At 68.6% G+C, this 21,653-nt stretch carries 23 protein-coding genes; 19 read left to right on the top strand and 4 right to left on the bottom strand.

From position 1 onward, the window contains the following. Nucleotides 1–17: 17 nt before the first annotated feature. The 16 genes from tilS to cls all read left to right on the top strand — a co-directional run bounded on the left by tilS (nucleotide 18) and on the right by cls (nucleotide 13,902). Nucleotides 18–1,010 (top strand): tRNA lysidine(34) synthetase TilS, encoded by a 993-nt coding sequence (tilS, locus tag K2F54_RS05505; protein WP_220604851.1) that lies wholly within the window; start codon nucleotides 18–20, stop codon nucleotides 1,008–1,010. A gap of 20 nt (nucleotides 1,011–1,030) precedes the next feature. Then, entirely contained in the window at nucleotides 1,031–1,591 is a 561-nt protein-coding gene (hpt, locus tag K2F54_RS05500) for a hypoxanthine phosphoribosyltransferase (RefSeq protein ID WP_220604850.1), read from the top strand. 84 nt (nucleotides 1,592–1,675) lie between these two features. Further along, nucleotides 1,676–3,688 (top strand): ATP-dependent zinc metalloprotease FtsH, encoded by a 2,013-nt coding sequence (gene ftsH / locus K2F54_RS05495; RefSeq protein WP_220604849.1) that lies wholly within the window; start codon nucleotides 1,676–1,678, stop codon nucleotides 3,686–3,688. Between the two features lie 10 nt (nucleotides 3,689–3,698). After that, entirely contained in the window at nucleotides 3,699–4,268 is a 570-nt protein-coding gene (gene folE, locus K2F54_RS05490; RefSeq protein ID WP_220604848.1) for a GTP cyclohydrolase I, read from the top strand. A gap of 13 nt (nucleotides 4,269–4,281) precedes the next feature. Continuing rightward, nucleotides 4,282–5,088: a dihydropteroate synthase gene (gene folP / locus K2F54_RS05485; RefSeq protein WP_220604847.1), complete on the top strand. Its 807-nt coding sequence runs from the start codon at nucleotides 4,282–4,284 to the stop codon at nucleotides 5,086–5,088. Next, nucleotides 5,085–5,450, top strand: a complete 366-nt coding sequence (folB, locus tag K2F54_RS05480; RefSeq protein WP_220604846.1) for a dihydroneopterin aldolase — start codon at nucleotides 5,085–5,087, stop codon at nucleotides 5,448–5,450. The genes folP and folB overlap by 4 nt, the downstream gene beginning before the upstream one ends. Next, on the top strand, nucleotides 5,447–6,097 hold the full coding sequence (gene folK / locus K2F54_RS05475; protein ID WP_308287533.1) for a 2-amino-4-hydroxy-6-hydroxymethyldihydropteridine diphosphokinase: 651 nt from the start codon (nucleotides 5,447–5,449) through the stop codon (nucleotides 6,095–6,097). The genes folB and folK overlap by 4 nt, the downstream gene beginning before the upstream one ends. Beyond that, the gene (locus tag K2F54_RS05470) at nucleotides 6,094–6,570 is read left to right on the top strand and encodes a DUF3180 domain-containing protein (RefSeq protein ID WP_220604845.1); all 477 of its coding nucleotides are present in this window, start codon (nucleotides 6,094–6,096) and stop codon (nucleotides 6,568–6,570) included. Before folK ends, K2F54_RS05470 begins: the two co-directional genes overlap by 4 nt. Next, nucleotides 6,563–7,192 (top strand): PH domain-containing protein, encoded by a 630-nt coding sequence (locus K2F54_RS05465; RefSeq protein ID WP_308287532.1) that lies wholly within the window; start codon nucleotides 6,563–6,565, stop codon nucleotides 7,190–7,192. Before K2F54_RS05470 ends, K2F54_RS05465 begins: the two co-directional genes overlap by 8 nt. Next, complete coding sequence (locus K2F54_RS05460) at nucleotides 7,189–8,781, top strand: PH domain-containing protein (protein ID WP_308287531.1); 1,593 nt, start codon at nucleotides 7,189–7,191, stop codon at nucleotides 8,779–8,781. Before K2F54_RS05465 ends, K2F54_RS05460 begins: the two co-directional genes overlap by 4 nt. Further along, nucleotides 8,778–9,554, top strand: a complete 777-nt coding sequence (locus K2F54_RS05455) for a Rossmann-like and DUF2520 domain-containing protein (protein ID WP_220604844.1) — start codon at nucleotides 8,778–8,780, stop codon at nucleotides 9,552–9,554. The genes K2F54_RS05460 and K2F54_RS05455 overlap by 4 nt, the downstream gene beginning before the upstream one ends. 2 nt (nucleotides 9,555–9,556) lie before the next feature. Further along, complete coding sequence (gene panC / locus K2F54_RS05450; RefSeq protein WP_220604959.1) at nucleotides 9,557–10,432, top strand: pantoate--beta-alanine ligase; 876 nt, start codon at nucleotides 9,557–9,559, stop codon at nucleotides 10,430–10,432. 57 nt (nucleotides 10,433–10,489) lie between these two features. Then, nucleotides 10,490–12,022: a lysine--tRNA ligase gene (gene lysS, locus K2F54_RS05445; protein WP_220604843.1), complete on the top strand. Its 1,533-nt coding sequence runs from the start codon at nucleotides 10,490–10,492 to the stop codon at nucleotides 12,020–12,022. A gap of 4 nt (nucleotides 12,023–12,026) precedes the next feature. Beyond that, complete coding sequence (locus K2F54_RS05440) at nucleotides 12,027–12,179, top strand: hypothetical protein (RefSeq protein ID WP_220604842.1); 153 nt, start codon at nucleotides 12,027–12,029, stop codon at nucleotides 12,177–12,179. Between the two features lie 80 nt (nucleotides 12,180–12,259). After that, nucleotides 12,260–12,436, top strand: coding sequence for a hypothetical protein (locus K2F54_RS05435; protein WP_220604841.1), 177 nt, complete (start codon nucleotides 12,260–12,262; stop codon nucleotides 12,434–12,436). After that, a complete protein-coding gene (gene cls / locus K2F54_RS05430; RefSeq protein ID WP_255576760.1) occupies nucleotides 12,433–13,902 on the top strand; it encodes a cardiolipin synthase in 1,470 nt (489 codons plus the stop codon). The genes K2F54_RS05435 and cls overlap by 4 nt, the downstream gene beginning before the upstream one ends. Nucleotides 13,903–13,927: 25 nt before the next feature. Here the strand turns inward: cls and K2F54_RS05425 are convergent, their stop codons facing one another. The 4 genes from K2F54_RS05425 to K2F54_RS05410 form a co-directional block, all read right to left on the bottom strand. Further along, nucleotides 13,928–14,911 carry a pirin family protein gene (locus tag K2F54_RS05425; protein WP_220604840.1) on the bottom strand — a complete coding sequence of 328 codons (984 nt, stop codon included), beginning with the start codon at nucleotides 14,909–14,911 and terminating at the stop codon, nucleotides 13,928–13,930. Nucleotides 14,912–14,920: 9 nt separating this feature from the next. Then, nucleotides 14,921–16,444 carry a hypothetical protein gene (locus K2F54_RS05420; RefSeq protein ID WP_220604839.1) on the bottom strand — a complete coding sequence of 508 codons (1,524 nt, stop codon included), beginning with the start codon at nucleotides 16,442–16,444 and terminating at the stop codon, nucleotides 14,921–14,923. Between the two features lie 138 nt (nucleotides 16,445–16,582). Then, nucleotides 16,583–16,813, bottom strand: coding sequence for a helix-turn-helix domain-containing protein (locus K2F54_RS05415; protein WP_220604838.1), 231 nt, complete (start codon nucleotides 16,811–16,813; stop codon nucleotides 16,583–16,585). Further along, complete coding sequence (locus tag K2F54_RS05410) at nucleotides 16,813–17,457, bottom strand: hypothetical protein (RefSeq protein ID WP_220604837.1); 645 nt, start codon at nucleotides 17,455–17,457, stop codon at nucleotides 16,813–16,815. The genes K2F54_RS05415 and K2F54_RS05410 overlap by 1 nt, the downstream gene beginning before the upstream one ends. Nucleotides 17,458–17,684: 227 nt before the next feature. On the opposite strand from K2F54_RS05410, the gene K2F54_RS05405 reads away from it, so the two are divergent. The 3 genes from K2F54_RS05405 (at nucleotide 17,685) to K2F54_RS05395 (ending at nucleotide 21,441) form a co-directional block, all read left to right on the top strand. Beyond that, complete coding sequence (locus tag K2F54_RS05405) at nucleotides 17,685–20,210, top strand: ATP-dependent Clp protease ATP-binding subunit (protein ID WP_220604836.1); 2,526 nt, start codon at nucleotides 17,685–17,687, stop codon at nucleotides 20,208–20,210. Nucleotides 20,211–20,281: 71 nt separating this feature from the next. Continuing rightward, nucleotides 20,282–20,812 (top strand): hypothetical protein, encoded by a 531-nt coding sequence (locus K2F54_RS05400; RefSeq protein WP_220604835.1) that lies wholly within the window; start codon nucleotides 20,282–20,284, stop codon nucleotides 20,810–20,812. Between the two features lie 116 nt (nucleotides 20,813–20,928). Continuing rightward, nucleotides 20,929–21,441: an amino-acid N-acetyltransferase gene (locus K2F54_RS05395; RefSeq protein WP_220604834.1), complete on the top strand. Its 513-nt coding sequence runs from the start codon at nucleotides 20,929–20,931 to the stop codon at nucleotides 21,439–21,441. The last annotated feature ends 212 nt before the right edge of the window (nucleotides 21,442–21,653 follow it).

Below are 21,653 nucleotides of genomic sequence, written 5' to 3'. Positions count from 1 at the left end.
GCGGATAACGTTACTGGATGAAGTCTTCCCGCCGCCCGCGACTGACGCCGGCCATCGCCGACCTGCGTCGCGCCGTGCGGGCGCACCTGCCCGAGACCGGCCTGGTGCTGGTGGGCCTGAGCGGGGGAGCGGACTCCCTGGCCCTCGCCGCCGCGACGGCGTTCGAGGCCCAGCGGGCCGGGCTCCGTGCCGGCGCCGTGATCATCGACCACGGGCTGCAGGCCGGCTCAGCCGAGATCGCCGCCGCCGCAGCCAGGCAGGCCGCCGAGCTCGGCCTGGACCCGGTGCTGGTGCTGCCGGTGCGGGTGACGGATGCCGGCGACGGCCCCGAGGCCGCCGCCCGCGCCGCCCGCTACGCCGCGTTCGATGCGGCCCTCGCCGACACGGGCGCTGCCACGGTGCTTCTGGGGCACACCCTCGACGACCAGGCCGAGACCGTGCTGCTGGGCCTGGCCCGCGGTTCGGGTGCGAGGAGCCTGCAGGGGATGGCCGCGATCAGCGGGCCGTTCCGGCGGCCGTTGCTGGGCATCCGCAGGGCCCAGACCCGACAGGCCTGCCTCGACGCGGGCCTGCACGCTTGGACCGACCCGCAGAACTCCGACGCGAGGTACGCCAGGGTGCGGGTGCGAGACCGGGTGCTGCCGATGCTCGAGAACGAGCTCGGCCCCGGCATCGCGGAAGCCCTCGCCCGCACCGCCGAGACGCTCAGGGAGGACGCCGACGCCCTCGACGCCCTGGTGCCCGCACTCGTGGCGGACAGCATCCGGCCGGCCGAGACGGGCATCGGTGTGTCTGCCCTCGTACTCGCCGGCCACCCGCCGGCCCTCGCCCACCGGATCATCCGCCAGGTTGCCGAGACGGAGTTCGGAGTGACCCTCGAACGCAGCCACACCCTCGCCGTCGCCCGGCTGGTGACGCAGTGGCACGGACAGAAGGCACTGGACCTACCAGGCGTTAGAGTGGAACGTCTGGGGGGAACGCTCGTGTTTTCTGCTCCTCGACCCACCTAACAAAGGACTCTTCCGCTCCCATGGAACCTCGTGACATTGACGGCGACCTCACCGAAATCCTGATCGAAGAGACCGAGATCCGGGCTCGCCTGGCAGAGATGTCGCGGCAGATCGAAGCGGACTACGCCGGTCAGGACCTGCTCCTGGTGGGTGTGCTCAAGGGTGCGGTCATGGTGATGGCCGACCTGGCCCGCGAGCTCGTGCACCCGGTCACCATGGACTGGATGGCCGTCAGCTCCTACGGCTCCGGCACCCAGTCCAGCGGCGTCGTGCGGATCCTCAAGGACCTCGACACCGACCTGCACGGCCGCCACGTGCTCATCGTTGAAGACATCATCGACTCCGGCCTCACCCTGTCCTGGCTGATGGCCAACCTCAAGTCGCGCGGGCCCGCATCGCTGGAAATCTGCGCCCTGCTGCGTAAGCCCGACGCCGCCCGCGTCGAGATCGACGTGAAATACCTCGGTTTCGACATCCCCAACCAGTTCGTCGTCGGCTACGGTCTCGACTACGCGGAGAAGTACCGCAACCTCCGCAGCGTCGGGGTGCTCGCACCCCACGTATACTCAACCGGCGAATAGGCTCCACCGCACGACGTCCTCCAGTTCACCTTTGGGCGAACACTCGGTGTTCCCCCAGTACGAGAGCGGTAGCCTGTGACCACCATGAACGTCAAGAAACTTCTGCGCGGGCCGCTCCTCTACATCATCCTCGCGGTCATCGCCGTGTGGGTAGGGTCGAGCCTCCTCACCATGTCTGGCTTCCGTGAGATCTCCACCCAGCAGGGTTTGGATTTCCTCAAGGACGGGAAGGTCGCCGAGGCGAAGATCGTCGACGGCGACCAGCGCGTTGACCTCACCCTCAGCACCGCTGATTCGACCTACGGCGAGCAGGTGCAGTTCTACTACGTCACCCCCCGCGGCGAAGAGGTCGTCGACGCCGTCACCGCCGCAGACCCCGAGGACGGCTTCACCGACGAGGTACCGCAGGCGAGCTGGTTCCTGTCGCTGCTCGGCATCCTGCTGCCCGTGCTGCTGATCGGTGCGTTCTTCTGGCTGATGCTCTCCGGCATGCAGGGCGGCGGAAACAAGGTCATGCAGTTCGGCAAGTCCAAGGCCAAGCTGGTCTCCAAGGAGACCCCGCAGGTGTTCTTCAGCGACGTCGCCGGCGCCGACGAGGCGATCGAAGAACTGCAGGAGATCAAAGACTTCCTCAAGGAGCCGGCCAAGTTCCAGGCCGTCGGTGCCCGGATCCCGAAGGGTGTGCTGCTGTACGGCCCTCCAGGAACCGGTAAGACCCTGCTCGCCAGGGCCGTCGCCGGCGAGGCCGGCGTACCGTTCTACTCCATCTCCGGCTCCGACTTCGTCGAGATGTTCGTCGGTGTCGGCGCCAGCCGGGTGCGCGATCTGTTCCAGCAGGCCAAGGAGAACTCTCCTGCAATTATCTTCGTCGACGAGATCGACGCCGTCGGCCGTCACCGCGGCGCCGGAATGGGCGGTGGCCACGACGAACGCGAGCAGACCCTCAACCAGCTGCTGGTCGAGATGGACGGCTTCGACGTCAAGACCAATGTGATCCTCATCGCCGCCACCAACCGGCCGGACATCCTCGACCCCGCTCTGCTGCGCCCCGGACGCTTCGACCGCCAGATCGGTGTTGACGCGCCGGACATGCTCGGCCGCAAGCGCATCCTCGAGGTGCACTCCAAGGGCAAGCCGATGGCCGCAGGCGTCGACCTCGAAGTCCTCGCCCGCAAGACCCCCGGCTTCACCGGCGCCGACCTGGCGAACGTGCTCAACGAGGCCGCGCTGCTCACCGCGCGTTCCAACGCGCAGCTGATCGACAACCGCGCCCTCGACGAGGCCGTTGACCGGGTGATGGCCGGACCGCAGCGCCGCACCCGCGTGATGCGCGACCAGGAGAAGCTCATCACCGCGTACCACGAGGGCGGTCACGCACTCGTGGCCACGGCGATGCGCAACACCGACCCGGTCACCAAGATCACCATCCTGCCCCGCGGGCGTGCCCTCGGCTACACCATGGTGATGCCGCTCGAGGACCGCTACTCGGTGTCGCGCAACGAGCTCCTCGACCAGCTCGCCTACGCCATGGGCGGTCGGGTCGCCGAGGAAATCATCTTCCACGACCCCACCACCGGTGCGTCCAACGACATCGAGAAGGCCACCGCCACGGCCCGCAAGATGGTCACCGAATTCGGCATGAGCTCCAATGTCGGACCGCTCAAGCTCGGTTCAGCGTCCGGCGAGATGATGTTCGGTCGCGACATGGGCCACCAGCGGGACTACTCCGAGCGGCTCGCCGAACGGGTGGACACCGAGGTGCGACAGCTGCTCGAGGCCGCGCACGACGAGGCATACTCGGTGATCAACGCCAACCGCGCCATCCTCGACGACCTGGCCGCGAAGCTGCTCGAACACGAGACGCTCGACCAGACCGCGCTGGTGGAGATCTTCGCCGGTGTCGAGAAGCTGCCGCCGCGCCCGCAATGGCTCTCCAGCGACAAGCGCCCGGTCTCCGACCTTCCCCCGATCGCGATGCCCACCCCGAAGGCGCCCATCGACGGCGCCGCCGTGGACGGCGGAGTGACCAGCGGCGGCAGCGAGTCCGACAAACCCAAGCTGGCGCCCGCTCGCAAACCACGCCCCGCAACAGCGTAGAACGGCGCACGTGGGAGTCGACCAGCCACGCGTCCTGGCGGCCGTCGCCGAGATCCTCGCCGCCATCGGTGAGGATCCCGGCCGGGCCGGCCTCGAGTCCACCCCCCAGCGGGTGGCGGCGGCGTACGCCGAGTTCTTCGCCGGCATCGGCCGTGACCCACTGGAGCACCTGCGCGACACCGTGCCGGTCGGGGACCGCACCGGCGACCTCGTGCTGCTGCGCGACATCGAATTCCGCTCGGTCTGCGAACACCACCTGCTGCCGTTCCTGGGCACCGCCCATCTGGCCTACCTGCCGGGGGAGCGCATCGTGGGCCTCGGCAAGCTCGCCGACGTCGTCGCGACCATCGCGGCGAGGCCCCAGCTGCAGGAACGCCTGACCGAGGAGATTGCCGACGCCCTCGAGACCGGCCTGGCACCGCGCGGGGTGCTCGTGATGCTCGATGCCAGCCACGGCTGCGTCACCACCAGGGGTCCGCGGCAGGCGCACAGCACCACCGTGACCATGGCCACCCGCGGTCAGCTCGCCGAACCGGCCGCACGCTCCGAGGTCATCACCCTCATCGGCGGCTCGCTGTGACCTGGGTGCCGGCATGACCCTGGTGATGGGCGTGCTCAACGTCACCCCGGACTCGTTCAGCGACGGCGGCCGGTGGGCGAGTACCGAGTCCGCGGTGCGACATGCCCTGCAGCTACGCGACGAGGGCGCCGATCTCATCGACGTCGGCGGCGAGTCGACCCGCCCCGGCGCCACACGAGTGGCCGCGGAGGTGGAACAGGACCGGGTGCTGCCGGTCATCGCCGAGCTGAAGCGACACGGCATCCGCACGAGCGTCGACACCCTCAACGCCCAGACCGCCGAACGGGCGGTGGCGGCCGGGGCCGACATCATCAACGATGTCTCCGGCGGCCTCGCCGACCCGGCCATGGCCGCGGTGGTCGCCCGCGCCGGCGTGCCATACATCGCCATGCACTGGCGCGCACACGCCGGCACGATGGACACCCTGTCGACCTATGACGACGTCGTCGCCACCGTGGTCGCCGAGCTCACCGAACGGGTCACGGCCCTGCAGGCCGCCGGTGTGCGACGCGACCAGATCATCCTCGATCCCGGCCTCGGCTTCAGCAAGGATGCCGAGCAGAACTGGCGCGTCTTCGCGAGGCTCGACGCCTTCGCTCCCCTCGGCCTGCCGGTCATGGTCGGGGCATCCCGCAAACGTTTCCTCGCCGGAGTGCTGCCCGCGGACGCCGCCGTTCTCGAGCGCGACCTGCCGACCGCGGTGCTCAGCGTGCTCGCCGCCCAGGCGGGGGCCTGGGCCGTGCGGGTGCACGATGTCGCGGGAACCCGAACGGCGCTCAACGTGCTGGCCCGGGTCGATTCGGCCAGAATAGGGTCATGAGCACTGACTCGATCACCCTCACCGGTCTGCGGATCACCGCACATCACGGTGTATTCGACTTCGAACGCGCGAACGGCCAGGAATTCGTCATCGATGTGACGGTGTGGCTCGATTTCCGGGCCGCGGCCGCCGGAGACGACCTGGCCAGCACCATCCACTACGGCGAACTTGCCGTGGAGGTCGCCGAGGCCGTGCGACGGGACCCGGTGGACCTGATCGAGACCCTCGCCGAGCGGATCGCCGAGGTGGTTCTCGCCCACGACGCGGCCGAACGGGTGCGCGTGACGGTGCACAAACCGGCAGCCCCGATCGAGGTGCCGTTCGCGGATGTCTCGGTGCAGATCGAACGGAGCCGACCGTGACCGGGCCCTCGATGTCCGCCGCCCCGCCCACCGCCGTGCTGGCGCTCGGCAGCAACCTCGGCGACCGCGAGGCCACCATCGCCGCCGCCGTGCGCGCCATCGCCGACCTGGACCAGGCCGTGCTGACCGCGGTGTCGCCGGTGTACGCCTCCGACGCCGTCAAGCCGGGTGGGGTCGACCTCTCGGCCCCCGGCTACCTGAACCTCGTGATCACGCTGCGCTGGGCGGGAGAGCCGCACGCGCTGCTCGACGCCGTGAACGCCATCGAGGCCGACCACGGCCGTGTGCGTGACGAACGCTGGGGCGACCGCACCCTGGATATCGACCTGATCAGCATCGACGACCTTCGCATCGACGACGACAGGCTCACCCTGCCGCACCCGCGCGCCGGCGACCGCGACTTCGTGCTCGCACCGTGGCTGGACATCGACCCGGACGCCGAACTGCCCGGACGCGGCCGGGTGAGCGAACTCCTGGCCGTGGCCGCCCGCACCGCCCGCGCGCACCCGGTGACCGCCAGCACCGACCCCTCCCACACCGAGGTGGCGCACGAGCACACCCTGCACCACGAGCCCGGCCGCCCGGCGCCCGGCACCCCTGACGACGACACCGACCCGACCGTGACCATCGATGGAGACGGTCGATGAGACGCACCAGGGCGACTCCGCTGCTGGCTCTGGCCCTGGTCGGCCTGGTCGTGGCGTTCCTGGCCGAAATCGGCGCCACCGCAGCCGGCTGGGCCATCATTGTGCCGCCGTACACCTTGCCGCTGGCGCTGGTGCTGATCACGGCGATCCTGCTCACCCTGGCTTGGCGGATCCGCCAGTCCACCCGGGGCAAGGCGGCCAGTCGGGTCGACCCGTTCATGGCCATGCGAGTCGCCGTCCTCGCCAAGGCGTCCAGCCTGAGCGGGGCGCTGCTGCTCGGTCTCGGCGTCGGGATCGTCGGCTTTATCCTGACCCGCACGGTAATACCGGCGGTAGCATCGTTGTGGCTCGCAATCGGGATGGCGCTCGGCGCCGCAATCCTGCTCGCGGGCGGCCTTCTGGCGGAGCACTTCTGCACACTGCCGCCCGACGACGACAACGATCACGACGAAGGGGGCGCAGCACGTGTCTGACTACCGAGACACCGACACCGGACCGGCCGCGCCGACCGAACCGGCTCTGCCGGCCGCCCAGCCCGCGGTGACGGAACCGGCGATCGCCGCCGAACAGCCCGCTGCTGCGACAGACGCCCCCGTCGTGCCGCCGGTCGGCACCAGGCTCGACCTGCCGGAGGCCGGTGAGTGGCAGCGGGTGTCACCCAAGTACGTGATGGTCGAAATCGTCGGCAGCCTGATCTTCCTCGTGATGATCTGTGTCGCCGCCGGGCTGCTCTGGCTGCTCCTGGACCAGACCTGGGCCGCCATCGTCGGCGGCGCCCTCGCGCTGATCGTGCTGGTCTCGGTGGCGTTCGAACCGCGCCGGGTGCGGTCCATCGGCTATCAACTGCGCGCCGATGACCTGCTCTTTCGTCGCGGCATCATGTTCCAACGATTCGTATCGGTGCCGTACGGCCGCATGCAGCTGGTCGACATCACCCGCGGTCCCGTTGCCCGCTGGCTCGGCCTGGCCGACCTCAAGTTCGTCACCGCCGCCGCTACCTCCGCCGTGGCCATCCCCGGCCTCGCCGAGGACGACGCCAATACCCTGCGCGACAGGCTGGTCGAGCTGGCCGAAAGCCGGCGGGCCGGATTGTGACGCTCGCCGACGGGGAGTGGCACCGCCTCCATCCCGCGAGCCCGCTGCTGCGCGGCGGGATCTTCATCTTCGCCCTGCTCGGCTTCCTGATCGCCAACCTGCGCGAACGGGTCGTCGAGATGGTGTTCGGCATTCCCCGGGAGTCCGGCGACCCGCTCGATGAGATCTACCAGCGCGGCGCCGTGGGCTGGGCCCTGCTGGCCACCGCGGTCGTGCTGGTCGTGATCCTGGTCGTCTTCGCCCTGTCCTGGCGGATGCATACCTTCCGGGTCGGCGACGAATCCGTCGAGGTGCGCAGCGGGGTGCTGTTCCGCAGCCACCGCCAGGCCCGGCTGGATCGCATCCAGGGCGTCAACATCGTACGGCCGCTCATCCCGCGGCTGTTCGGTGCGGCGAAACTCGAGGTCAGTGTCGCCGGGCAGGACGCCAACGTGCAACTGGCCTACCTGGGCTCCGCGCTGGCCGACGGCCTGCGCAGGGACATCCTGCACGCGGCGGGCGGAGCCAGGGCGCCTCGGCAGACCGCGGCCGCGACCGCTGACCCGGCCACGGGGATGCCTGTCGCCTCGGGCTCTCTCCCGGGCGAGCCGTCTGCGGCCGACACCGTCGGCCAGGCGCGGACCGGCCTGGGCGGCTACGCGACCGCCAGAGTGGGCGAGTTTCTCGCGCCTGAGCTTGATCCGGATGCGGCGCCACCGGAATCGGTGGTGCGCATTCCGCTGCTGCGCCTGATCGGCTCGATCGTGCTCAGCAGCTTCACGGTCGTCGTGGTCATCGCCATTGTCGCGGTGATCGTGAGCGTGGTCTCCGGCAGCACCGGCTGGTTGCTGGTGGCGATCTTCCCGTTCCTGCTGGCCAGCTTTGGTTACTACTTCTCCCGGATCACCAAGTCGCTGCGGTTCAGCATCGCCGGCACCCCCGACGGAGTACGGGTCGGTTTCGGGCTGCTCACCACGAGCAACGAAACCCTGCCGCCTGGCCGCATCCACGCCATCGGCGTGACCCAGCCCCTGCTCTGGCGGCCGTTCGGCTGGTGGCAGGTCAGCATCAACAAGGCCGGCCACTCCACCAACGACGGCGCCGCAGGTCAGGCCGCCACCACCATCCTGCCGGTGGGGACCCTCGACGACGTCACTCGGGTGCTCGAATTGGTGCTGCCGGCCTTCACCGGTGCCGACCAGCACGCCCTGATCGAGCGTGGCCTGCTCTCCCGCGGCGGCGAAGGCGACGGTTTCAGCAGCGCGCCACGCCGGGCGGCCTGGCTCCGCCCGTTCTCCTGGCGTCGCACCGGGTACGCCCTCTCCTCGGGGACGGCGCTGATTCGCCGCGGGGTGGTGGCCCGCAACCTGGTCTTCGTCCCCCTGGCCCGGCTGCAGAGCGTCGCCATCCACCAGGGCCCGGTTCGTCGCCGGCTCCGACTCGCCACCGCACGGCTGCACACCGTCACCGGACCGGTCACGGCCAGCCTCGGCGTGATCGACGTGGCCGAGGCCGCCCGACTCTTCGACTCCATCGCCGCAGGGGCGATCGCCGCCTCCGACTCCGACACCAGCCACCACTGGAACCGCGAACTCGAGGTGACCACGTGACCGCCCGACCCGGCCGCCTCGGCATCGGCGTCATCGGCGCAGGGCACGTCGGCCCGATCCTCGCCGCCGCCCTCGCCGGCGCCGGCCACGCCTTGGTCGGCATCTCCGCGATCTCGCAGGCCAGCCGTGACCGCGCCGAGGCGATCCTGCCACTCGTGCCGGTCTTGACCGTGCCGGAGATCGTGGAGCGCAGCGAACTGGTCATCATCGCCGTTCCCGACGATCAGCTCGACAGCCTGGTGGCAGGGCTCGCGGCCACGGGCACCTGGCAGCCGGGTCAACTGGTGCTGCACACCTCCGCCAGGTACGGCACCGACGTGCTCCGGCCGGCGCTGATTTCGGGGGCGATCCCATTGGCGATCCACCCGGCCATGACCTTCACCGGAACGAGCCTGGACATCGCCCGCCTCACCGACAGCTACTTCGCCGTCACCGCGCCCGGCCCGGTGCTGCCGATCGGGCAGGCCCTGGTCGTGGAGATGGGCGGGGAACCGGTGATCGTCGCCGAGGCGGACCGGACCGCGTACGCCGAGGCCATCGAGACGGCGACGGCCTTCTCGACGGCTATTGTGGAGCAGTCCACCCGGCTGTTGCAGGGCATCGGTATCGACCAGGCCGGCGCCGTGATCGCCCCGCTCGTGCGATCGGCGATCGAGAATGCGCTCAGCCGCACCGGCGCCGACCGGCTCGGCGCAGCGCATCCGCTGGACGAACTCGACGACCAGATCTACCCGACCCACCCGCGTGACCCGTTCGACCCGGAGGACCCGTGACCGTGCTCACCAAGCCAGAAGTCATCACCACGATTGACGAGCTGCAGGGCCGGCTGTGCCTCGCCAAGCAGAACATCGCCGCCAAGGGCGGAGACGCCCACGTGGTGCTTGTACCCACCATGGGCGCCCTGCACGACGGGCACCGGGCGCTGGTGCGCCGGGCCGTGGCCCTGGGCCAGATCGTCGTGGTGTCGATCTTCGTCAACCCGTTGCAGTTCGGCGTGAACGAAGACCTCGACACCTACCCGCGCACCCTCGACGCCGACGTCGCCGCCCTGGCCGAGGAGGGCGCCACCTTCGTCTTCGCCCCGCACACCCGCCAGATGTACCCTGATGGAGCCTCGACCACCCGCGTGACCGCCGGAGCCGTCGGGAGCCTCTACGAGGGCGCGGCCCGGCCAGGTCACTTCGACGGCATGCTCACCGTCGTCGCGAAGCTGTTCAACATCGTCGAGCCGGATGTCGCCGTGTTCGGTCAGAAGGACGCCCAACAGGTGTTCCTGGTGGAGCGGATGGTCGCGGACCTCAACCTGCGCACGAGCATCGAGGTCGTTCCCACGGTGCGCGAAGACACCGGTCTCGCCCTGTCCAGCCGCAACCGCAACCTCGACGAGCCGGCGCGCACGGCCGCCAGGTCGCTGTCGGTGGGCCTGACGGCCGCCGCGGCCGCCGCCCACGGCGGGGTCCCGGCGGCGATTGTGGCCGCCCACGCGGTGATCGGCGCCTCGCCTCTGGTTAAACTGGACTATCTCGTTGTCGTGCATCCGCACACCTACCTGGTGGTCGACGACGACTATCGCGGCCAGGCCAGAATGCTGGTCGCCGCGATGGTCGGCAGCACCAGGCTGATCGACAACATTTCACTGGACATCCCCTAACCGATTTTCAACGGGGTACCGGCCTGGCCCGTGTACGCCCACCGACGGAGAAACCGCATGAGCACCACCCCCGACGCCGTGCCCGATGACAACGACGACGCCCAGGCCGCGGCCGAACTGTCCGAGCAGAAGGCCGTGCGCCTGGCCAAGCGGGACCGCCTGAACCAGGCGGCCACCACCGCCGGCGGCGGCGCATACCCGGTATCGGTGCCCGTCACCCACACCATCCCGGCCGTGCGTGCTCAGTACGGCGAGCTTGAAGCGGATGCCGCCACCGGCGACACCGTGGGCCTGGCCGGCCGCATCGTTCACCTGCGCAACACCGGCAAGCTCTGCTTCGCCAGCCTGCAGTCCGGCGACGGCAGCCGCATCCAGGCCATGGTCTCGCTCGCCGCCGTTGGCGAGGAGTCCCTCGCGGCCTGGAAGGACCTCGTCGACCTCGGCGACCACGTCTTCGTCGCCGGCGAGGTCATCTCCTCCCGCCGCGGTGAGCTGTCGATCATGGTCACCGACTGGCAGATCGCCGCCAAGGCGTTGCTGCCGCTGCCCAACCTGCACTCCGAACTCAGCGAGGAGACCCGGGTACGCAGCCGCTACCTCGATCTGATCGCCCGCGAGCAGGCCCGCCGCACCGTCGTGCAGCGCTCCCAGGCCGTGGCGAGCCTGCGCGCCACGTTCACCGGCCGCGGCTTCCTCGAGATCGAGACGCCGATGCTGCAGACCATGCACGGCGGCGCCTCCGCCCGGCCGTTCAGCACGCACAGCAACGCCTTCGACACCGAACTGTTCCTGCGCATCGCGCCCGAGCTGTTCCTCAAGCGCGCCGTCGTCGGCGGCATCGACCGGGTCTACGAGATCAACCGCAACTTCCGCAACGAGGGCGCGGACTCGACCCACTCGCCCGAGTTCGCGATGCTCGAGGCCTACGAGGCCTACGGCGACTACACCTCCATCGCCGAGCTCACCCAGACGCTGATCCAGGATGCCGCGGCCGCCATCACCGGCGGCTCGCACGTGGTGACCTGGGCCGACGGCACCGAGTTCGATCTGGGCGGTGACTGGGACCGGATCAGCATGTACGACAGCCTCTCCGCCGCGGTCGGCCGCACCATCAGCCCGGCCACCCCGCTGACCGAGCTGCAGGCCCTCGCCGCGGCCGAGGGCGTCGAGGTCGACCACCCCATCCACGGCAAGTACGTCGAAGAGCTCTGGGAGCACTTCGTCAAGGCCGATCTGGTCCGCCCCACGTTCGTGCTCGACTTCCCGGTGGACACCAGCCCGCTGGTGCGCGGCCACCGCTCCATCGACGGTGTCGTGGAGAAGTGGGACCTCTACATCCGCGGCTTCGAGCTGGCGACGGGGTACTCCGAGCTGGTCGACCCCGTCGTTCAGCGCGAACGCTTCGTCGAACAGGCCAGGCTGGCCGCCGGCGGAGACCCGGAGGCCATGCGCCTGGACGAGGAGTTCCTGCGCGCGCTCGAGCACGGCATGCCGCCCACCGGCGGAATGGGCATGGGCATCGACCGGCTCCTGATGGCCCTCACCGGCCTCGGTATCCGGGAGACCATCCTCTTCCCCTTGGTAAAGTGAGGTCATGATGACTTACCTGCCCAAGGACGAGCTGAAGCCAGACGACGACGGCGGCAAGAAGGGCCCGTCGACGAACCGGATCCTGATCTGGATCCTCGTCGGCGGTGTCGGACTGTACCTGCTCGGCTCCGGCATCTGGGGCATCCTCGTCAAATAGCCGCCCCCAGCCCCGCCCCCACCCCCGCTGGGAGGACGGCCGCCGGGGTGCGGGCGGAGTTCGCGTAGGCTGGAGGGACTATGGATAGCTTCTGGGCCAACGCTTTGTACTCGCTCGCGCCCACCGTTCTGGTCGGGGTGATCTTCTGGATCATCATGCGCGCCATCATCCGCGCCGACCGCACCGAACGGAACGCGTACGCGCGCATCGAAGCTGACGAGCGAGCCAGGCTCGGCCTCGACACCCCGGCCGACTGACCGTGTTCGGCATTGAACTGTCCACCATCTTGCTTGTGGTGGCCTTCCTGGTGGACTTTGCCATCCGGGTGGTGGCGATCATCGTCGTCCCGCGCAACCGCAGGCCTACCTCCGGCATGGCGTGGCTGCTGGCGATCTTCCTGATCCCGTACTTCGGTGCCCTGTTGTTCCTGCTGATCGGCTTCCGCACCCTGCCCAAGCGCCGGGTGGAGATGCAGGCGGAGATCAACCAGTTCATCCTCGACAGCACCGCGGGGATGGAACGGGTGCAGCGGGAGCATCCGTGGCCCGGCTGGCTGGAATCGGTGGTGGAGCTCAACCGCAACCTGGGTTCGATGCCGCTCGTCGGCGACAACCGTGCCCGGCTGCACGGCGACTACGACGAGACCCTCGCCGCCATGGCCGCGGACATCGACCAGGCCACCAAGTACGTGCACGTCGAGTTCTACATCCTCTCGCTCGACGACACCACCGGCCCGTTCTTCGACGCGATGGAGAACGCCGTCAAGCGTGGCGTGACCGTGCGGGTGCTGATGGACCACATCCAGTCGATGCGGAAGCCCGGCTTCAAGGAAACGAAACAGCGCCTCACCGCGTCCGGGGTGAAGTGGCAGCTGATGCTGCCGTTGCAGCCGTTCAAGGGCAAGTGGCAGCGCCCCGACCTGCGCAACCACCGCAAGCTCGTGATCGTCGACGGCCGGGTGGGCTTCATGGGCTCGCAGAACGTGATCGACCGCAGCTACAACATGAAGCGCAATCTGCGCCGCGGCCTGAAGTGGAAGGACCTGATGGTGCGGCTCGAGGGCCCCATCGTGTCTGGCCTCAACGCCATCTTCATCACCGACTGGTACAGCGAGACCAACGAACTGCTCACCCGCGACATCGAGCCCGTGCACCCGGTGCAGGTCTCGGATGCCATCGACTGCCAGATCGTGCCCAGTGGGCCGGGCTTCGAGGGCGAGAACAACCTGCGCCTGTTCCTCGCGCTGCTGTATTACGCCCAGGAACGCATCGTGATCACCAGCCCGTACTTCGTGCCGGACGAGTCGATCATGTACGCCGTCACCACCGCCGTGCAGCGCGGCCTGCACGTGGAACTGTTCGTCTCGGAGATCGGCGACCAGGCCCTCGTCTACCACGCTCAGCGGTCCTACTACGAGGAACTGCTGCGTGCCGGCGTGAAGATCTACATGTACAAGGCGCCGTACGTGCTGCACGCCAAGCACTTCACCATCGACGATGACGTGGCGGTGATCGGGTCGAGCAACATGGACATGCGCTCGTTCAGCCTCAACTTCGAGGTGTCGATGATGGTGCGTGGGCGCTCCTTCGTGGAACAGCTGCGCGCCGTCGAGGACGGCTACCGCGCCGACAGCCGTGAACTCACCCTCGAGGAATGGATGAAGCAGCCGCTCAAGTCCACGATTCTGGACAACCTCGCCCGACTGACCAGCGCGGTGCAGTAACGCCGGACGGGCGACCCGGTCGGGCTCACCGGCGGGGCTTGAGCCTGACGGTGGGAAGCTCGGGTGCCGGCAGGGCCGACCCGTGGTACGCCACCTGACCGAACCGGCCCGCGGCATCCGCCTGATCGATCACCTCGAGCTGCCACTGGGCGCGCCAGGCGATGATCTCCTCGTGACTGCGGCCGATGAAGTTCCACCACATCACGATCTGCTCGCCGAGCGGCTCCCCGCCCAGCAGCACCACCCTGGCCGGGCCGTCGCCGGTGTTCTCCAGGCGGATGCCCGTGCGGCCGGCCTCGATGAAGCCAAGCTCGGTGCTGTGCACGGTGCTGCCGGCGACGCTCACGGTGCCGGTGTCGACGAGTACCCCGTGCTCGAAGGACCCCTGCACCCCGAGGTCGATGGCGGTGCCGACCGGCAGGTCGATCTGTGCGCCGAGCAGGGGGGTGTCTGCGGTGGCGTCGGCGGTGTGCCCGGCCACAGTGCCCAGGAACACGTGCAGGGTGACACCGTTGCGCACGATTGGAGCGATGACGTGGTTCTCGAAGTGCGGCGCCTGGTGCCGGGTGAGGTCGGGGAGCGCTATCCACAGCTGCACGCCGTGCAGGGCGGTGGTGTTCGGGGTGGACACCTCGGAGTGGCTGATGCCGGCGCCGGCGGTCATCAGGTTCAGTTCGCCCGGCCGCACCAGGGCGAGGCTGTCGACGCTGTCGCGGTGCTCCACCTCGCCGGCGAAGAGCCAGCTCGCCGTCTGCAGCCCGGTGTGCGGATGCGGCGGCACCACCATCCCGCCGGTGACGGACACGTCGTCCGGACCGTAGTGGTCGACAAAACACCAGGCGCCGATCAGGCTGCGCTCGCGCTGGGGCAGGGTGCGCCGCACGTTCATCGCGCGCAGGCCGCCCAGGGGCACGTCCCGCGGGGCCAGGATGACGACGGTGGGATCAGACGCCACGGCGGCCTGGGCGTCGCAGACCAGCTCGGCGGGTTCGGTCTCGAGATTGCTCACAGTGTGAGCCTAATCCGGCCTGCTGTCCGCACGGATCGGTTCGAGCGGCTCGGTGGGGCCGGTCTGCCCGCGCAGGTTGTCCGGGTCCCCCGGCGGGAGCGGAAGGGTCGGGTTGGCCGCGGTATCCGTGCGGGCGGCCGGACCGGCCGGGCCGGGTCCGTCGCCGGGGGCGGCCCCGGCCAGCGGCGTCGCCGGCGGCGCCACGGGCGGGCGCTGCAGCACCTCGACGAGCAGCACCGCGATCAGGGCGAGCACCGCCGTCCACAGGATGACCGGGGGAGTGAGCGGCCGCCAGAAGATGGCCACGGCGGCGGCGGCCAACCCGATCAGCACGTGCGCCAGGCGCCGGTAGTGGTACAGGAACGCGCCGAAACCACCGGTCGTGATGCCGGCGTTGCCGGCCGCCGCCCTGATGCTGGCGGCGGTGCCGATGGTCGACCGACGCAGCATGCCGGAGCCGCGGAACGGCCCGGCCAGATAGGCCACAACGGCCACGGTGAACCCGACCAGACCCACCGACAGCGCCGTGGTGTTGATGAACGGCACCACCGCGTCGTAGAGGGCCTGGGCCACGTTGTTGGGCAGATAGGTGGGCGAGAGTGCGCTGATGAAGAGGATCCGGCCAACGGCGATGCCGGCGGCGAGGATCGCCATCGACAGGGCAAGGGTCAGACCGGCCCAGATCAGGGTGCGGGAGCGGCGTTTGGCCACCAGCACCCCGAGCGCGATCAGGCCCAGGCTCACCACGGGCAGGACGAAACCGAGCACATTGAGCAGTTGATACCCCGTGCGCGCCTGCACCAGCGAGTCCGACTGGGCGACCACGATGGTGCGGTCCACCTCGGGGATATTCTGTGCCAGCGAGAAACCCCGGTTCACGAGCTCGGTCTTCACCTCGTCGATGATCGGGCCGAGCTGGATGCCGATCTCGCCGGTATCGCTGATCACCAGGGCCCCGCCGGTATCGCCCTCCAGCGCGGCGATGACCTGGGTCTGGCTGGTACGCAGCGCCTGTTCCCAGAGCTGGGCGAAGGCATCCGAGGCGACGATGTTCGTCGCCGTCGACCTGATCAGGCCCTGAACCCCCTGGATCGCGGGCTGCTCGAGCAGGCCCAACGCATTCTGGGCGGCCGGCGGGAGGTCGAGGTTCGCCAGCCCGTCGAACAGATCGCTCGTGATCCCCTCGATGTCGACATTGTCGTTCACGACGGTGACGATCTCGTCGACCAGGTAGGCCTGCACGGCCGGGTCCTCCGCGAGCGGGGCGAGCGAGGCGACGAATCGGTCGGTGTCGTTGATGTAGCCCTTGGTCCAGTACGCCACGACACTGACCGGGGCCAGAATCACGCCGATGGTGATGAGCAGAGCCGCGAAGAACGCCCGCCACCTGGCGGCCGCACGGTGTTCGGCGGCCGGGCCGAGCTGCCCGCGTAGGCGGGCGTTTTCGGCGGAGAGACGGGCGATCTCGTCGGCCGGGTCGGTCTCGATGGTGCCCGCAGTGCGAGGACCGGCGGATTTCTGGGAGCCGTCCATGGTGCCACCGCCTTTCGCCTGCCGCTGCAGGTTGCGAAAATCGTGGAGCCGGATGCTGACAGTATTTGCGCTCTCCGGACCCCTCGCAAGGGCAGGCGATGGCTCTCAGTCGGCGCGGACGAGCAGGGCGATGGGTTCTCAGTCGGCGCGAACGAGCAAGTCACCCACCTCGCAGTCCAGGGCGACACAGACGGCGGCCAGGGTGGAGTAACGGATGGCCCTGGCCCTGTCGTTCTTGAGGACCGACAGATTGACCACGCTGACCCCGACCAGCTCGCTCAGCCGGGTGAGGGTGATTCCCCGTTCCACCAGCAACTCGTCGAGTCGGCAGTGGATGCCCGTGGACTCCTCGTCGCTCTCCGGCGCCATCAGACCAGCCCCGCGGTGTCCTGCTGCAGGCGCTGGCCCACCCGGATGGCGGCGGCCGCGACCAGGATCACCAGGCCGGCCACGGCGGGGGAGGGGTCGATCAGCGCGGCCAGCGGCCAGAAGTCGGCACCGGCCGCTGCGCTGAGTTCGTCGGCCGCCATCATGCGGCCCAGCCCGCCGAAGCCCTGACCGAGGACAGTGCCGAGGACCAGCGCGTACCCGACCAGAGCGACTAGCCAGAAGACCGGCCGGTTGAAGGGGCGCCGGCGCAGCACGCTCCAGCAGAAGTACCCCACGGTGACCGACACCAGCAGACCTGTCGCCACAGCCGTGGCCCCCTCCAGGGTGAGCAGAAAGCGGGGCAGGACGCTGAGCCCGGACACGATGACGTCTGCGGTGCTGAAGGTGCCGTCCACCAGCTCGGCGGTGCCGGCCGAGGCCTCGGCAGGCAGGGCGGTATCCACCAGTAGGGTCACGGCGAAGCGATCGCTGATCAGCTGCCCGATCAGCGAGACGGCGCCGATCACGACCGACAGCGCCCCGAACACCACGCTTCCCGCCAGCACCAGCCAGGTGAGTCCGCGGCCCAGCCGGCGTTCGAGGCGGGCGTCCCTGGCGGCCTTCGCGGCTGGTGTGCGTACCATGATGCTCTCCTAACGATTATCGATATGATATCCAGGCTGAACATATCGATTATCGTTGGCATGCGCAAGTGCGACCCCTGCGCAGGCGGCGAGGCAACCCGGGTAAAGCCTGCACGTCGCGTCACATCCGTCACGCCCACGGCGAACAGAGGCACGCATCCGGGCATCCGCTGGTTACTCTCTTTGTATCGGTGCCATAACCGCCCTGGCGCCAAGGGAGTGTTCATATGTTTGAGAGATTTACCGACCGAGCTCGTCGTGTCGTCGTCCTGGCCCAGGAAGAGGCCAAGATGCTCAACCACAACTACATCGGAACCGAGCACATTCTGCTCGGTCTCATCCACGAGGGTGAAGGCGTGGCCGCCAAGGCCCTGGAGAGCCTCGGCATCTCCCTGGATGCCGTGCGCGAACAGGTGCAGGACATCATCGGTCAGGGCCAGCAGCAGCCCACGGGTCACATCCCGTTCACGCCGCGTGCCAAGAAGGTGCTTGAGCTAAGCCTGCGCGAAGCGCTGCAGCTCGGCCACAACTACATCGGAACCGAGCACATCCTGCTCGGGCTCATCCGCGAGGGCGAGGGCGTGGCCGCCCAGGTGCTGGTCAAGCTCGGTGCCGACCTCAACCGGGTGCGCCAGCAGGTCATCCAGCTCCTTTCCGGCTACCAGGGAAAGGAGCAGGTGCAGGTGGGCGCGAACGAGACCGCAGCCAACCCCGCGGGCAGCCAGATTCTCGACCAGTTCGGACGCAACCTCACCCAGGCGGCGCGAGACAACAAGCTCGACCCGGTGATCGGGCGCGAGAAGGAGATCGAGCGGGTCATGCAGATCCTCTCCCGCCGGTCCAAGAACAACCCCGTACTCATCGGTGAGCCCGGCGTCGGCAAGACCGCCGTCGTGGAGGGCCTGGCCCAGGCGATCGTCAAGGGCGATGTGCCGGAGACGCTGAAGGACAAGCAGCTCTACTCGCTCGACCTCGGCTCGCTCATCGCCGGCAGCCGCTACCGCGGTGACTTCGAGGAACGCCTGAAGAAGGTCACCAAGGAGATCCGCACCCGCGGCGACATCATCGTGTTCATCGACGAGATCCACACCCTCGTCGGAGCCGGTGCCGCCGAAGGCGCCATCGACGCGGCCTCGATCCTCAAGCCCCTGCTCGCCCGCGGTGAACTGCAGACCATCGGTGCGACCACGCTCGACGAGTACCGCAAGCACTTCGAGAAGGATGCCGCGCTCGAGCGCCGCTTCCAGCCCATCCAGGTGAACGAGCCGTCGCTGCCGCACACCATCAACATCCTCAAGGGTCTGCGCGACCGCTACGAGGCGCACCACAAGGTGTCCATCACCGACGGCGCTCTTGTGGCCGCGGCGAACCTCGCCGACCGGTACGTCTCCGACCGGTTCCTGCCGGACAAGGCCATCGACCTGATCGACGAGGCTGGCGCACGCCTGCGCCTGTCGATCCTGTCCAGCCCGCCGGAGCTGCGCGAATTCGACGAGAAGATCGCCGTGGTTCGTGCCGCCAAGGAGACCGCGATCGAGGACCAGGACTTCGAGAAGGCCGCAGGCCTGCGCGACGAGGAGAAGAACCTCCTCGGCGAACGTCTGCGCCTGGAGAAGAAGTGGAAGTCCGGCGACGTCAAGACCACCGCCGTGGTCGACGAGGGCCTGATCGCCGAGGTCCTGGCCCAGGCCACCGGCATCCCGGTCTTCAAGCTCACCGAGGAAGAGTCCTCGCGGCTCGTCTTCATGGAGAAGGCACTGCACCAGCGCGTCATCGGTCAGGAAGAGGCCATCTCGGCGCTCGCCAAGACCATCCGTCGCACCCGTGCGGGCCTGAAGGACCCGAAGCGTCCGAGCGGTTCGTTCATCTTCGCCGGCCCCACCGGCGTCGGCAAGACCGAGCTGGCCAAGGCGCTCGCGGAGTTCCTCTTCGACGACGAGGCCGCCATGATCTCGCTCGACATGAGTGAGTACGGCGAGAAGCACACGGTCTCCCGCCTGTTCGGTGCGCCTCCCGGGTTCGTCGGCTTCGAAGAGGGTGGACAGCTCACCGAGAAGGTGCGCCGCAAGCCGTTCTCCGTGGTGTTGTTCGACGAGATCGAGAAGGCTCACCCCGACATCTTCAACTCGCTCCTCCAGATTCTGGAAGAGGGTCGGTTGACCGATGGCCAGGGTCGCGTGATCGACTTCAAGAACACCGTCATCATCATGACCACCAACCTCGGCACCAGGGACATCAGCGGCTCGCCCGTCGGGTTCCAGCTCGAGGGCGACACGGCCACCAGCTACGACCGGATGCGCGGAAAGGTGAACGAGGAGCTGAAGAAGCACTTCAAGCCCGAGTTCCTCAACCGCGTCGACGAGATCATCGTCTTCCCGCAGCTGTCCAAGCCGGAACTGCTGCAGATCGTGGACCTGTTCATCAAGCGTCTGGGCGACCGACTGCTCGACCGCGACATGACCGTGGACCTGACCCTCGCGGTGAAGGAACACCTGATCGAGGTCGGCTTCGACCCCGCACTCGGTGCCAGGCCGCTGCGTCGCGCGATCCAGCGCGAGGTGGAGGACCGTCTGAGCGAGAAGATCCTGCACGGCGAGCTCAACGCCGGCGACCACGTGCACGTGGACTTCGTCGACGGGGAGTACGTGTTCACCACGACGAACCGTGCAGAGGCCGTCTCGGTGGGTATCAACACCGCCGCGGGTGTCGGCACGGGACCGGGCACGCCCGATCTGGCCATCACCAGCGAGTAAGAGACATCAGCATTCAACACAGGCCCGGGGCACGCTCCGGGCCTGTGTTGTTGCAGCAACGGGGGAGCACGATGGGTGTCGAAACGCCGGAATCATCGACGGGGAGCGAACGCCGACGCCGGATCGAGAGGATTGCGGCCTATGTCCCGGCGACGGTCCTGATCGTGTACCTGGTGATCGGACCACTGTGGATCGTGATGAACGGCATGGTGAGCCTCGCTACGGGCGCCACGCCCAATGTGCCGGAGGGCCCAGGCGTCACCACCCGGGACAGGTGGGCCGGCGCCTACCCGTATGCCCTGCCGGTATGGGTGTACATCGTGGCGATCCTGCCACTGCCGGCAGTGCTTGTGATCGGGTGGAAGGCGAAGGGCCCGGTCTCGTTGGGCGCCTCGCCAGTGGCCATCGCCGTCATCGCGCTGCTCTGCTCGGTCTTCGCCTTCGACATCGGCTCGTATTTTCCCGGACCTGACGGTAGCTACGGGCTGCACTGGATTGCCGGGACGGTGGGCGTGGCGACACTCGTCGCCGCGATCATCCGGCAGAACCTGACCCGGACCCTCCCGCCCACCAGGCGTCGCCGGCGGCCCGCCGCCGCGTAGGCCGGAGGAGGTCTCGCCGGCGTAGGCCGGGTCTTGGGCGCACGGCGCCGCCGTAGACTTGGTTTCTCGAACGAGACAACAGCAACGGCCGTGCGCGGCCAGGGGAGTGGGCGGGCGTGACCAAGCAGGAGTTCATCGTGCGTCGGGCCCAGACCCGCGACGTGCCGCACATCCAGGCTCTTGTCGAACCGCTCGTGCAGCAGCGCATTCTGCTCGGCAAAGACCGCGTGGTCTTCTACGAGGCCGTGCAGGAGTTCCGGGTGGTCGAAGACCTGGAGGGAAACCTCATCGGCTGCGGCGCTCTGCACGTGATCTGGGAGGACCTCGGTGAGGTGCGCACTCTCGCCGTGGCCGAAAACTGGCTCGGGCACGGGGTGGGGCACGCCATCATCGACCGTCTCGAAGCGGATGCCCGTGAGCTCGGCCTGAGCCGCCTGTTCTGCCTCACCTTCGAGGTGGGCTTCTTCGGCCGGCACGGTTTCGTCGACATGGGTACCGAGACCGTGGATCCGGCCGTGTACGCCGAACTGGTGCGCTCGCCCGACGAGGGTGTCGCAGAGTTCCTCGACCTGGCCCGCGTCAAGCCGAACACCCTCGGCAACACCCGGATGCTCAAGCGCCTCGGCTGATCCCGCCGCCCGCTCAAATGTGGGCCGGAACGGCACTTTCCTGCTCATCTGAGCGATGCGCCGCGCTGTAACGCGCCCGAAATGCGGCGTCCATAGGCTCCTGGCCACGTCAGTCGAGGCTCCCACGTACACCAGGCGTTCACGCTTGCGGTCCCGGAGCGTCACCCGTCATCCCTACGCTGGCGCCGCTGATTGCTGTCTGGTACCCGCAT

The sequence above is a fragment of the Cryobacterium inferilacus genome, assembly GCF_019599185.1.
Taxonomy (GTDB): Bacteria; Actinomycetota; Actinomycetes; order Actinomycetales; family Microbacteriaceae; genus Cryobacterium; species Cryobacterium inferilacus.
This window is presented reverse-complemented; position numbering and strand designations above follow the sequence as displayed.

What these genes read in the sequence shown, in the direction of transcription:
- tilS (WP_220604851.1), top strand. Translation starts at nt 18, where the DNA reads ATGAAGTCTTCCCGCCGCCCGCGACTGACGCCGGCCATCGCCGACCTG.
- hpt (WP_220604850.1), top strand. Translation starts at nt 1,031, where the DNA reads ATGGAACCTCGTGACATTGACGGCGACCTCACCGAAATCCTGATCGAA.
- ftsH (WP_220604849.1), top strand. Translation starts at nt 1,676, where the DNA reads ATGAACGTCAAGAAACTTCTGCGCGGGCCGCTCCTCTACATCATCCTC.
- folP (WP_220604847.1), top strand. Translation starts at nt 4,282, where the DNA reads ATGACCCTGGTGATGGGCGTGCTCAACGTCACCCCGGACTCGTTCAGC.
- folB (WP_220604846.1), top strand. Translation starts at nt 5,085, where the DNA reads ATGAGCACTGACTCGATCACCCTCACCGGTCTGCGGATCACCGCACAT.
- K2F54_RS05470 (WP_220604845.1), top strand. Translation starts at nt 6,094, where the DNA reads ATGAGACGCACCAGGGCGACTCCGCTGCTGGCTCTGGCCCTGGTCGGC.
- lysS (WP_220604843.1), top strand. Translation starts at nt 10,490, where the DNA reads ATGAGCACCACCCCCGACGCCGTGCCCGATGACAACGACGACGCCCAG.
- K2F54_RS05440 (WP_220604842.1), top strand. Translation starts at nt 12,027, where the DNA reads ATGATGACTTACCTGCCCAAGGACGAGCTGAAGCCAGACGACGACGGC.
- K2F54_RS05435 (WP_220604841.1), top strand. Translation starts at nt 12,260, where the DNA reads ATGGATAGCTTCTGGGCCAACGCTTTGTACTCGCTCGCGCCCACCGTT.
- K2F54_RS05420 (WP_220604839.1), bottom strand. Translation starts at nt 16,444, where the DNA reads ATGGACGGCTCCCAGAAATCCGCCGGTCCTCGCACTGCGGGCACCATC.
- K2F54_RS05415 (WP_220604838.1), bottom strand. Translation starts at nt 16,813, where the DNA reads ATGGCGCCGGAGAGCGACGAGGAGTCCACGGGCATCCACTGCCGACTC.
- K2F54_RS05410 (WP_220604837.1), bottom strand. Translation starts at nt 17,457, where the DNA reads ATGGTACGCACACCAGCCGCGAAGGCCGCCAGGGACGCCCGCCTCGAA.
- K2F54_RS05405 (WP_220604836.1), top strand. Translation starts at nt 17,685, where the DNA reads ATGTTTGAGAGATTTACCGACCGAGCTCGTCGTGTCGTCGTCCTGGCC.
- K2F54_RS05400 (WP_220604835.1), top strand. Translation starts at nt 20,282, where the DNA reads ATGGGTGTCGAAACGCCGGAATCATCGACGGGGAGCGAACGCCGACGC.